The sequence below is a fragment of the Geminicoccus sp. genome (assembly GCF_035556675.1).
GTDB lineage: Bacteria > Pseudomonadota > Alphaproteobacteria > Geminicoccales > Geminicoccaceae > Geminicoccus.
This window is the reverse complement of sequence record NZ_DATMFZ010000219.1, coordinates 1-11,698: the sequence shown is the minus strand read 5'-3', so window position 1 is coordinate 11,698 and position 11,698 is coordinate 1. Positions and strand designations below refer to the sequence as shown.

General features: G+C 70.2%; 9 protein-coding genes. 3 read left to right on the top strand and 6 right to left on the bottom strand.

Annotated elements, in window-relative coordinates; translation table 11 throughout:
- Positions 1–263 precede the first annotated feature (263 nt).
- Positions 264–1,769: a xylulokinase gene (xylB, locus tag VNS22_RS15370; RefSeq protein ID WP_325733884.1), complete on the top strand. Its 1,506-nt coding sequence runs from the start codon at positions 264–266 to the stop codon at positions 1,767–1,769.
- Entirely contained in the window at positions 1,766–2,092 is a 327-nt protein-coding gene (locus tag VNS22_RS15365; protein ID WP_325733882.1) for an MmcQ/YjbR family DNA-binding protein, read from the top strand. Before xylB ends, VNS22_RS15365 begins: the two co-directional genes overlap by 4 nt.
- On the opposite strand, the gene VNS22_RS15360 is transcribed toward VNS22_RS15365, so the two are convergent.
- The 6 genes from VNS22_RS15360 to betI form a co-directional block, all read right to left on the bottom strand.
- Positions 2,085–4,244, bottom strand: a complete 2,160-nt coding sequence (locus VNS22_RS15360; protein ID WP_325733880.1) for a calcium-binding protein — start codon at positions 4,242–4,244, stop codon at positions 2,085–2,087. The genes VNS22_RS15365 and VNS22_RS15360 overlap by 8 nt on opposite strands.
- Before the next feature lie 215 nt (positions 4,245–4,459).
- Positions 4,460–5,668, bottom strand: a complete 1,209-nt coding sequence (gene choV / locus VNS22_RS15355; RefSeq protein WP_325733878.1) for a choline ABC transporter ATP-binding protein — start codon at positions 5,666–5,668, stop codon at positions 4,460–4,462.
- Entirely contained in the window at positions 5,665–6,519 is an 855-nt protein-coding gene (gene choW, locus VNS22_RS15350) for a choline ABC transporter permease subunit (RefSeq protein WP_325733876.1), read from the bottom strand. The genes choV and choW overlap by 4 nt, the downstream gene beginning before the upstream one ends.
- A gap of 67 nt (positions 6,520–6,586) precedes the next feature.
- Positions 6,587–7,534, bottom strand: coding sequence for a choline ABC transporter substrate-binding protein (locus tag VNS22_RS15345; protein WP_325733874.1), 948 nt, complete (start codon positions 7,532–7,534; stop codon positions 6,587–6,589).
- A gap of 26 nt (positions 7,535–7,560) precedes the next feature.
- A complete protein-coding gene (locus VNS22_RS15340; RefSeq protein ID WP_325733872.1) occupies positions 7,561–9,225 on the bottom strand; it encodes a choline dehydrogenase in 1,665 nt (554 codons plus the stop codon).
- Positions 9,225–9,818 carry a choline-binding transcriptional repressor BetI gene (gene betI, locus VNS22_RS15335; protein WP_325733870.1) on the bottom strand — a complete coding sequence of 198 codons (594 nt, stop codon included), beginning with the start codon at positions 9,816–9,818 and terminating at the stop codon, positions 9,225–9,227. Before betI ends, VNS22_RS15340 begins: the two co-directional genes overlap by 1 nt.
- A 383-nt stretch (positions 9,819–10,201) precedes the next feature.
- Between betI and VNS22_RS15330 the strand changes: the two genes are divergently transcribed.
- Positions 10,202–11,698 (top strand): glucan biosynthesis protein D (locus tag VNS22_RS15330; RefSeq protein WP_325733868.1); only part of this gene is annotated, 1,497 nt, incomplete at its 3' end.

Sequence of the window (11,698 nt, the reverse complement as noted above, 5' to 3'; positions counted from 1 at the left end):
TCAGGGCCCGGCGGCCCTCCACCATGCATGGGCCGTGCCAATACCCCAAAGCCGCGGCCCACCCCGGCCGGCCGCACGCACCTGCCCCCGCCCCACCCGGCAGAGCCTGCCGCCCATCGGCAATTCCTGCCGGGCAGAAATCGCCGGGTCCGCGCATCTGGACCTCGCGCCGGCTGATCGGCGGGTCGGGGCGTGATCTTCCGGTTGCGCCGCGGCAGCGGGCGCGCCAGGGATTCGGGCGGCAAGGGTCGGGAGGAACCGGAATGCAGCGCGCCACGATCGGGATCGATGTCGGCACCTCGGCGGTCAAGGGCCTGCTGGTGGGCCCGGACGGGCGCGTGCTCGCCAGTGCGGTACGGGAATATCCCCTGCTCACGCCGGCACCCGGCTGGACCGAGCAGGAGCCGGAGGAGTGGTGGCAGGCTACGGTCCAGGTCCTGCGCGAGCTGGCCGGGCAGGATGGCGTGGAGATCGCGGGTCTGGGGCTGGCCGGGCAGATGCACGGCTCGGTGTTCCTGGACGCGAAGGACCAGGTGATCCGCCCGGCGCTCCTGTGGAACGACGGGCGCACCGGGGCCCAGGCCGCCGAGATCGAGCGGCGGGTCGGCCGGCAGCGGCTGATCGAGATCACCGGCAATGCGGCCTCGGCCGGGATGCAGGCGCCCAAGATCCTCTGGCTGCGCGAGCACGAGCCCGACGCCTACCGGCGGCTGGCCAAGGTGCTCCTGCCCAAGGATTTCGTGCGCCTGCGCCTGACCGGCACCTATGGGACGGACCCGGCCGACGCATCGGGCACGCTGCTGTTCGACCTGAACGCCCGGAACTGGTCGGAAGAGCTGCTGGCCGCCCTGGAGATCCCGCGCGACTGGCTGCCAGAGGTGGCCGAGAGCCCCGAGCTGGCGGGCCGGCTGACGGAAGAGGCGGCCGCCCTCACCGGCCTGCCGGCGGGACTGCCGGTGGCCGCCGGGGCCGGCGACAATGCCGGGGCGGCCCTGGGTGCCGGCGTGGTGCGCCCAGGCCAGGGCGTGCTCTCGGTCGGCACGTCCGGCACGATCTTCGTCCATGGCGGCCAGGCGATGCGCGACCCGAACGGCGCCCTGAACGGGTTCTGCGCCGCAGCACCGGGCGGCTGGCACCTGATGGGCGTGATCCTCGCCGCCGGCGGGGCGCTGCGCTGGTACCGCGACGCGGTGGCGTTCGAGGAGCGCGCCCAGGCCGCGGCCGAGGGCAAGGACGTCTACGACCTGCTGCTGGCCGAAGCCGCCGAGGTACCGCCCGGTGCGGACGGCCTGTTCTTCCTGCCCTATCTGTCCGGAGAGCGGTCGCCGCACATGGATGCGTCGGCGCGCGGCGCCTGGATCGGCCTGACCTTGTCGCACGACCGGCGCCACCTGGTCCGGGCCCTGCTGGAAGGTGTCGGCTTCGCCTACCGCGACTGCCTGGTACGGATGCGTGCCGAGGGGGCCGAGTTCGGCGAGCTGGTGGTGGTGGGCGGCGGGGCCAGGAGCGCTGGCTGGCGGCAGATGCTGGCCGACCAGCTGGGCCTGCCGCTGGTGGTGCCGCAGGCCGAAGAAGGGCCGGCCATGGGTGGTGCCATCCTGGCCAGCGTCGCCGCCGGGCTGCAGCCGGACGTCGAGCAGGCCGTGGCGGCGATGATCCGCCCTCCGGCCAGGCGCACCGAGCCCGATCCGGAGCGGGCCGCGGCCTATGCCCGCCTGCACGAGCGCTATGCGGCCTTCTATCCGGCCCTGCGCGGCCTGACCGGATGACCCCTGCCGAGCTCGGCCGGCTGCTGGCCGAGCTGCCGGGCGTGGCGGAAGGCAGCAGCTACGGCACGCCTGCCTGGCGGCTGCGTCGTCGGCTGCTGGCCCGGCTGCAGGAGGACGGCCGCACGCTGGTCCTGCGCGTGGACCCCAACCGGCGCGAGCAGCTGCTGGCAAGCCGGCCGGACCTGTTCCACCTGACCGAGCACTACCGGCATCATCCCTACGTGCTGGTCGTCCTGCCGATGATCACGATGGATGAGCTGCGCCCCCTGCTGACGGAGGCGGTCGCCGCGGCGGCCCGCAGGGGGCGGCACGCCGTCAGCTGAACAGGTCGTCGGCCGCGACGGTCTTGTCGCCGATCCGGATCGTCCAGTCGGCGTGGTTGGACTGCCAGTCCTCCACCATGCCGAGCGGCGTGGTGTCCACCGCCAGCCACAGATCACGCCCGACCGTCCAGGCGTCCAGGTCCTTGAAGTCGATGCCCTCGATCTGGATCTGCGACCTGCCTTGGTGGTCGATGATCCGGTCGATGCCGCCGTCGCCGTGGCGCAGGAGATAGGTGTCCTCGCCGGCACCGCCCTGCAGCGTGTCGGTCCCGGCACCACCGTCCAGCCGGTCGTTGCCGGCACCGCCGAACAGCTGGTCGTCGCCGCTTAAGCCCCGCAGATGGTGCCCGGCATCGGAGGGTGCGCGCAGGATGTCGTTGCCCACACTGCCGACCACGTCCGGGGTGGGCTGCGGCAGGGTCGGGTCGGGGGTGACCGTCCCGTCGGTGAGGAAGCCGGCGATGCCCTTCAGGCCGCCCTTGGTCAGGATGCCGGACCAGTTGCCCTCATGGCCCAGATACTGGTCGATGATCGCCACGTCCTTGCCGCCGACCCGGACATAGAGGTCGGGGCCGGACAGGATTGCCTGGACGTCGTCCGCATCCGCGTCGAGTAGGCTGATCTGGTTGCTGCCCGAGAAGTCGAACACCCGGTCGGGCTTCGTCTCGGGCAGGCCGAACACATAGGTGTCGGCGCCCTCGCCGCCATAGAGCAGGTCCGCACCGGCCCCGCCGTCCAGCACGTCGTCGCCAGCCCCGCCATGAAGACTGTCCTCGCCGGCATCGCCATGGAGCCGGTCGTCGCCTTTGCCGCCATGGAGCTGGTCGTTGCCGGTGCCACCCCAGATCAGGTCGCGGCCGTCACCGCCGTCAATCCAGTCATGGCCGCCCCGGCCCCAGAGCTGGTTGTCGCCGGCATTGCCCTGGATGCGGTTGGCACCCTCGCCGCCGACCACGTCATGGGCGGCCGTGCCCAGCAGGTCGATGTTCTCGATCGCCGGGTGGATCTGCTGGACGAACGGGTTGAAGCCGGCCGGCAGGCCCACGCCGACCTGGTCGCCCAGCACGAAGGTGGCGAGGCCGTCGGGCGACAGGTTCGGCAGCTCCGCCTTGAGGCTGGCGGCATAGCCGTCGCGGATCGCGACCGTGTCGATGCCGCCCTTGTCGAAGCCTTCGCGGTTCTCGATCGCCAAGTCACGCACGCTTTCCACATAGATCCGGTCGTTGCCGCCATCACCGCTGCCGATGTCGGTGCCGGGGCCGCCGTCGACCACGTCGTCGCCAGCCCCGCCACCGACCAGGTCGTTGCCGCTGCCGCCATGGACGACATCGCTGCCGGTGCCGCCATCGACGAGGTCGTCGCCCTCCTGGCCATCCACCAGGTCGTTGCCGGCTCCGCCCTGGATGACGTCGTTGCCCTTGCCGCCCAGCACGACGTCGTCGCCGTCCTCGCCATCCAGATCGTCGTTGCCGTCGCGCCCGTCGATGACGTCGTCGCCGTCTCCGCCCTTGATCACGTCGTCGCGGTCGGTGCCGGTGAGCACGTCGTTGCCGCTGCCGCCCTGCAGATGCTCGCCGACCGGGCCCAGCCCCTCGCCGCCCCGGTCACTGTCGTCGACCTCGACCGGCGGGATCTCGGTAGACGGCAGGGGGCTGAGGGTGAGCTCGGTATTGATCCCCGCGATCGCAGTCAGCCCTTCGAGCGGCTGGACCTGGTCGGCACTGGCCGTTCCGGCCAATGCCGGCACGCCCTGGGCACCCGCCAGCAACGCGCCGCCGCCCGCCATGACGGCAGGCCCCGGATCCAGCACCGGCACCGCGGCGGCGGCCGCATGGCCCTGTCCCTGGCTGGCCGGAGCCGCCAGGCCCTCGCCACGCTGGAGCGCCAGGCCACGCTCGCCGCCACGACCGGCCAGCGCCCCGCTCTCGCCGCCCTCGCCGCGGGGCATGGCGAACATGCCCTGGTGTCCCTGCGCCAGCAGCAGGCCCACGAAGGCAGCGCCCAGCGGTGTGCCGAGGGTGGCGTCGGCACGGCGGCGCCGGTCGCCGCGACGCGGCGTGGTGCGGCCATCATCGCCCAGCTCCAGACCCGGTACCGCCGGATCCTGGCCCTCCGCAGCTTCTCGAATCCCGCCCGCCGCCTGCAACGCCATGGCCTGCTCTCCCGATGTCCCCCGGCGCAGTGCCGAGCCGAGACATCGAACGCTCACGAATGCCGATCTACCTGCAGGTTAATTGCTCATCCGCTTAATTTCAAAGAGTTTTTCTACCTGTGGTTACATTCGACATCAAGGCCGCAATCAATCACAAGTCGAGATGAAGCAACGGCGTAAGCGGCGTCGACAACTGCCTGAACTCTCGGGAGTAATTACGCCGGCTGCTCGTGACGCCGCAGGATGGCGCCCAGCACGTCGCGCATGCCCACCGCACCAACCAGCCGGCCGGCCTCGTCCACGAGCGGCACCGGCCGGCCGCTTGCGTTCATGATCTGGATCACCTGGCGCATCGGTGCTGCCGGGCGCGCTACCGCCAGTTGCTCGCTCTGCCCGGCCAGCGCCTCCATCGGCACGAGGCTCAGGTCATGCTGGCCGTGCCGGGCCTGCAGCAGCACCCCGCCATCATCCAGCAGCACGGCGGTGCTGCGCCGCCGGTCCAGCCACAGCCAGCCGTCCCCGCACGGCTCCAGGTCGTGCCGGTCGCGCATCAGGTGCCGGGCGGTCAGGACGTTCAAAGGATTCACGTTGGCCACGAAGTCGCGGACATAGTCCGTGGCAGGCCGCGCCACGATCTCCTCGGGCGGGCCAGCCTGGATGATCCGGGCGTCCTCCATGATCGCGATGGTCGAGCCCAGCTTCAGGGCCTCGTCCAGGTCGTGGCTGACGAACAGGATGGTCTTGTTCAGCCGCCGCTGCAGCTCCAGGAGCTCGTCCTGCAGCCGCATTCGGATCAACGGATCCAGGGCCGAGAACGGCTCGTCCATCAGCAGGATGTCGGCATCGGTGGCGAACGCGCGTGCCAGGCCCACGCGCTGCTGCATGCCGCCCGACAGCTCGTCGGCATGCTTGCCGGCCCACTGCGCCAAGCCCACCAGCTCCAGCTTCTCCTGGACGATCCGCTTGCGCTCGGCCGCCGCCATGCCGCGCAGCTCCAGCCCGAAACCGACATTCTCGGCCACGGTGCGCCAGGGCAGGAGCGCGAACTGCTGGAATACCATGGCGATCCGCCTAGTGCGCAGGCGGCGCAGCGTGGCGGCATCGCAGGCCTGGACGTCCACCGCCCGGCCATCGTCCTGGATCAGCACCCGGCCGCGGGTCACCCGGTTCAGCCGGTTCACCGCGCGCAGGAGCGTCGACTTGCCGGAACCGGACAGGCCCATCAGCACGCAGATCTGGCCGGGCTCGATGCTGAGCGAGGCGCCGGCCACGCCCACGACCTGGCCGGTCTCGGCCAGGATCCGCTCGCGCGAATGGCCCTGCTCCACCAGCGGCAGGGCGCGCTCGGGCCTGCCCCCGAACAGGATGTCGACCTGGTCGAACACGACGGCGGCACTCGCCCCGCCGGCCCCCATGCCGCTCATCGGGACTGCCCCGGACCGCGCCCGCCCGGCTGCTTGCACAGCCGGTCCAGCACGATCGCCACCAGCACGATGGCGAGCCCCGCCTCGAAGCCGCGCGCGACGTTCACCTGGTTCAGCGCCCGGACCACCGGCTTGCCCAGACCGTCAGCCCCCACCAGCGCCGCGATCACCACCATGGAGAGCGAGAGCATGATGCACTGGGTGAGCCCCGCCATGATCTGCGGCAGGGCGTAGGGCAGCTCGACCTTGACCAGGCGCTGCCAGCGCGTGGCGCCGAACGCCTCGCCGGCTTCCAGGAGCGGCTTGGGCACCGAAGCGATGCCGAGCTGGGTGAGCCGGATCGGGGCCGGCAGGGCGAAGATCACCGTGGAGATCAGGCCCGGCACCACGCCCAACCCGAACAGGATCAGGGTCGGGATCAGGTAGACGAAGGTCGGGATGGTCTGCATCAGGTCGAGCACCGGGCGCAGCACGGTCATCACCCAGGGCCGGTGCGCCGCCAGGATGCCCACCGGCACGCCCACCAGCATGCAGGCCGCCGTGGCCGCCACCACCAGCGCCAGCGTCTCCACCGTCTCGTTCCAGTAGCCGAGATTGGCGATCAGCAGGAAGGAGACGACCACCAGCAGGGTGAGTCGCCAGGAGCGATGCAGCACCCAGGCCAGCAGGCCGAACAGGGCGATCAGCAGGAGCGGCGGGCAGGCCTTCATCAGGTCGATCAGCCAGCCGATCGCCCCGCCGATCACCAGCGAGACGAAGTCGAACAGCCACCAGGCATGCTCGTTGAGCAGGTCCACGCCGCCCGAGATCCAGGAGCCGAGCGGAATCTTGTGCGCGGTCAGCCAGTCCATGGCGCCCCTCCTTCGCCTGCCGCCGGTGGCGCGCCGCGGCCGTTACGACCGGACGCGGCGCCTGCCTTCAGAGCCCGAGATGGCCGCGGGCTGCGGCCAGCCCGTCCTGGCCGTCGAAGCTGGTGACACCGGCGAGCCAGGCTTCCAGCACGTCGGGATTGGCCTGGAGATAGTTCTTCGCCGCGTCCGGCCCGTCCTGGCCCTCGTCCAGGATCTTGCCCATGACCTCGCTCTCCATGGGCAACGTAAAGGTCAGATTCTGCAGGAACTTGCCGATGTTGGTGCACTCGGCGAGATAGCCCTGGCGCACGTTGGTGTGCACGGTGGCGCCGCCGAAGTCCGGGCCGAATACCTCGTCGCCGCCGCTCAGGTAGGCCAGCTCGAAATTGACGTTCATCGGGTGCGGCTCCCAGCCCAGGAACACGATCGGCGTCTTGCGCCGCACCGCCCGACTCACCTCGGCGAGCATGCCCTGCTCGGAGCTTTCCACCAGCTCGAACTCGCCCAGCCCGAACTGGTTCGCGTCGATCATGCCCTGGATCAGCCGGTTGCCGTCATTGCCGGGCTCGATCCCGACGATCCGGCCACCCAGCTGGTCCTGGAACTTCGCGATGTCGGCGAAGTCCTTCAGGCCCTCGTCGTGAAGATATTTCGGGACGGCCAGCGTGTACTTCGCACCCTCCAGGTTGGTGCGCACCTCCTCCACCGTGCCCTTGTCTAGATAGGGCCGGATGTCCGCCTCCATGGTCGGCATCCAGTTGCCGAGGAACACGTCGATGTCGCCATTGGCGAGCGACTGGTAGGTCACCGGCACCGACAGGATCGTGGCGGTCGGCTGGTAGCCCAACCCCTCGAGCACCACCGAGGCCAGCGAGGTCGTGGCGGTGATGTCGGTCCAGCCGACATCGGCAAAGCGCACCGTCTTGCAGGATTCGGGCTCGGCCGCCCGCAGCCCGCCACCTCCGGCGAGCATGGCCATGGCGGCCGCGGCCACAAGAAGGCGAAGTCTCGGCATCGGCGTTTTCCTCCTGATCTTGCTGGTTAGCGCTGCCTGGTCTGCCAGTCCGGTGCTGAATGAACGGGGGCGTTGGAGCGCGGCAGCTTCTCCCGGCCGCGCAGGATGTCGGCGGCCTTCTCCGCGATCATGATGGTGGGCGCGTTCAGGTTGCCCGACGGTTCCGAGGGCATGATCGAGGCATCAACCACCCGTAGCCCCTCCAGGCCCACCACGCGGCACTCCGGGTCGACCACGGTCATCGGATCGGCCGGATCGCCCATCCTGCAGGTGCCGCAGGGATGGTAGGCGGAATCGGCCTTCTGCCGGACGAAGCCGTCCAGCTCGGCGGCACTCCGCACTCCAGGGCCGGGCATCAGTTCCGGGCCGCGATAGGGCTCGAACGCCTTCTGCGCGAAGATCTCGCGGCTGAGCTCGATCGAGCGGCGCATCTCGATCCGGTCGCGCTCCTCGGCCAGGTAATTCGGCTGGATGCGGGGATGGACGCGCGGATCGGCCGAGCGCAGCGTGATCCCGCCGCGGCTGGCCGGCCGCATCGGCCCGACATGGACCTGGTAGGCATGCTGGTCGCCGGGTGCCCGGCCATGGTCGCTGACCAGGGCCGGCAGGAAATGGAACTGGATGTCGGGATGCTCGATGCCGGGGCCGCTGCGGATGAAGCCGCCGGCCTCCAGGTGCGAGGACGCGGCCGCACCGTCGTGGCGCAGGAACCAGCGCAGCCCGACCAGCACCATGTTGTGCGGCTTCATCGTGTCCATGAGCGTGATCGGCCGGGTGCAGGCCTGCTGGATGTAGAGCTCCAGATGGTCCTGCAGGTTCTTGCCCACACCCGGCAGGTCGTGGACCGCCCGGATGCCGTGGGCCGCCAGCTCGTCGGCCGGGCCGATGCCCGAGAGCATCAGGAGTTGCGGCGAGTTGATAGCACCGCCCGAGACGATCACCTCCTGCCGGGCCGATGCCACCTTGGTATGGCCGTTCTCGACATATTGGACGCCTACGGCCCGGCCGCGCTCGACCAGGATGCGGGTAGCGAGCGCGCCGGTGACCACCGTCAGGTTCGGCCGGCCGCGCGCCGGCTCCAGATAGGCCAGACGTGTGCTGCAGCGCCGGCCGCTGCGGATGGTCATGTCCATCCGCCCGACCCCCTCCTGCTGGAAGCCGTTCATGTCGGCGGTGAACGGGTAGCCGGCCTGCTGGCCAGCCTCCAGCCAGGCATCGAACAGCGGGTTGGCGGAAGTGCCGCGCCAGACCGAGAGCGGGCCGTCGCCGCCGCGATACGCATCCGGGCCCAGCGAGAAGCTCTCCGCCTTGCGGAAATAGGGCAGCACGTCGGCATAGGCCCAGCCCGTGCAGCCTTCCTGCTCCGCCCAGCGGTCATAGTCCTTCGCGTGGCCACGGATATAGACCATGGCGTTGAGCGCCGAGCTGCCGCCCAGCACCCGCCCGCGCGGCCAGTACAGTTCCCTGCCATCCAGGTGCGGCTGGGGCTCGGTGCGGTAGTACCAGTTGTAGCGCTGGTCCATCAGGTTGTAGGTCAGCGCCGCCGGCATGCTGATCTTCCAGCTGCGCCCGACCGGTCCCGCCTCCAGCAGCAGGACCTGCCGCTCCGGGTCCTCGGACAGGCGCGCGGCGAGCACGCAGCCGGCCGATCCGCCGCCCACGATCACATGGTCGAAGCCCGCGTCCGCCATCAGTGCACCCGTGCCCGGCCGGTCAGGAGCTGGTCGAGATGGCCAGTGGCGAGCCCCCGCGCGATCTCAGGCGTCACCCGCGTGTCGCCCGAGGCCGCGCGCAGGAACAGGCCATCGATCAGGCTGGCCAGCGACAGCACGGCGAGCAGGGCCTGCTCCTCGGGCAGGAGCCGGCGCAGCTCGGCCAGCACGGTGGAGCGCAGGCGGTTGATGTAGATGCGGCGCAGCCGGTCCAGTTCCGGCGCGAACGGCGCCTGCGCCCAGAAGGCCAGCCAGGCGGCGCAGATCTCCGGGCGGAACTGCGAGGGTGCGAAGCAGCCCTCGATCACCGCCTGCAGCCGGTCGCGTGGCCCGCTCGCCACCGCCAGCCGCCCGGTGACCTCATGGCGGAACTCCACCAGGATCCGGCGCATCGCCGCGGCCAGCAGGTCGTCCTTGCCCGCGAAATAGTGATGGATGATCCCAGGCGACAGCCCGGCTTGCTGGCCGATCCGGACCACGGTGGTCTCATGCCAGCCATAGCGGCACAGCGTCTCGATCGCCGCGTCGATCAGCTGACGCTTGCGAACCGGCTCCATGCCCAGCTTCGGCAAGGCGCTCCCTCCGTGGTTGTGTGAACTCTGCCGGAACTTATTTGGTCGATCAATCAAGAATCCGGCCAAGCCCGATGCCTCGTCCCCGCCCTGCCGCTCCCGATGCCGGCATCGATGCATACCGTCCTCGGGGCCCGACGACGCAGTACTCGGCGGTTCCGCTGCAATCCGGCGCATGTCACGGCAGCGATGAAGCGATGGCCGTCACTCGATGGGGAACCTTCAGGTCTTGCCGCCCGGATGAATAGTTCTTGCTCTCGGCCGGCTCGGGACACGCGTCCCGGAGCTCCGCCCGTCGAGCGCCTGGCCGCGGACAGGCCGTCGGTGCCGCGACTTGACGCTCGTCGCGCCACCGACCATCTCCTGCGACGATCGCCGACGACATGAAGCAGCCCATGCCCCCGTTCACGCGCCGCGACACGCTCGCCTCGTTCGCCACGCTCGCCGCACTGCTCGCCACGCCCGCCGGCCTGAAGGCGGCGGAGGGCACCGGCCTGCGCTTCGGCGAGGCCCAGCCCTTTTCCTTCGAGGGCCTGATCGAGCGCGCCCGGCAGATGGCCGGGGAAGACTATGTGTCGCCGCCACGGCCAGTACCGGAGATCACCGAGCAGATCGACTACGACGCCCACGGCAAGCTGCGCTACAAGCCCGAGCATGCGCTCTGGGCCCATGGCGAGGGGGTCTATCCCGTCACCTTCGTCCATCTCGGCCGCTACTTCCAGAAGAGCGTGCGGATGAGTGCGGTCGGCAGTGACGGCCAGGCGCGCGAGATCCTCTACGATACCGCCTATTTCACCATGCCGGAGGATCATATCGCCCACCAGATCCCGACCGACGCTTCGGCATTCGCCGGTTTCTGGGTGCGCGAGAGCAACCGTGCCGGCGACTGGTCGGCGCGCGAGCCCTGGGCGACCTTCGTCGGCGCTTCCTATTTCCGCACCGTGGGCGAGCTCGGCCAGGTCGGCATGTCGGCGCGCGGCATAGCACTGAACACCGGGGGAGACGGGCCCGAGGAATTCCCGGACTTCACCGAGTTCTACCTGGAGCCGACCCGGAGCGAGGGCGAGCCCTTCGTGTTCTCCGCCCTGCTGGACGGCCCGAGCATCACCGGCGCCTACCGCTTCCGCATGCATCGCGGCGTGGGCGTGATCGTGGAGGTGGAGAAGCACCTGTTCCTGCGCGCCGACGTCGAGCGCCTGGGCATCGCACCTCTGACCTCCATGTACTGGTACGGCGAGTATCCCTCGACCCACAGCCACGATTGGCGCCCGGAGGTCCACGATTCGGACGGGCTGGCCATCTGGAACGGGGCGGGTGAGCGGCTGTGGCGGCCGGCGGTCAACCCGCCGCGGATCGTGATCTCGAGCTTCGCCGACGAGAACCCGCGCGGCTTCGGCCTCTCCCAGCGCGACCGCAACTACGACCATTATCTCGACGGCGTCTCCTACGACCGCCGGCCGACCTGCTGGATCGAGCCGATGGGCGCCTGGGGCAAGGGTGTGGTGCAGCTGGTCGAGATCCCGACCGACGACGAGATCTACGACAATCTGGTGACGTTCTGGCTGCCCGAGCAGCCGGCCAGGGCCGGTGACGCCCTGACCTACCGCTACCGGATGCACTGGCTGAAGGACGAGCCGTTCTTCCCGGTGGCCGACCGCGCCCGTGCGGTCGCGACCCGGATCGGCCGTGGCGGCGAACCCGGCAAGGAGCGGCCCGCCGACGTGGTGAAGATGGTGGTGGAGTGGGACGGCGAGATCCTGAAGTCGATCCCCTGGGGCGTGCGCCCGACCGTGGAGGCCTCCGCGTCCCGCGGCGAGCTCAGCCTCCAGCGCGCCGAGCCGATCTGGTACACCGACCGCTGGCGTTCCGAGTTCGACCTG

Bases quoted from the DNA above. Each gene is read 5' to 3' on its own strand.
- xylB (WP_325733884.1), top strand. From the start codon at position 264: ATGCAGCGCGCCACGATCGGGATCGATGTCGGCACCTCGGCGGTCAAG.
- VNS22_RS15365 (WP_325733882.1), top strand. From the start codon at position 1,766: ATGACCCCTGCCGAGCTCGGCCGGCTGCTGGCCGAGCTGCCGGGCGTG.
- VNS22_RS15360 (WP_325733880.1), bottom strand. From the start codon at position 4,244: ATGGCGTTGCAGGCGGCGGGCGGGATTCGAGAAGCTGCGGAGGGCCAG.
- choV (WP_325733878.1), bottom strand. From the start codon at position 5,668: ATGAGCGGCATGGGGGCCGGCGGGGCGAGTGCCGCCGTCGTGTTCGAC.
- choW (WP_325733876.1), bottom strand. From the start codon at position 6,519: ATGGACTGGCTGACCGCGCACAAGATTCCGCTCGGCTCCTGGATCTCG.
- VNS22_RS15345 (WP_325733874.1), bottom strand. From the start codon at position 7,534: ATGCCGAGACTTCGCCTTCTTGTGGCCGCGGCCGCCATGGCCATGCTC.
- VNS22_RS15340 (WP_325733872.1), bottom strand. From the start codon at position 9,225: ATGGCGGACGCGGGCTTCGACCATGTGATCGTGGGCGGCGGATCGGCC.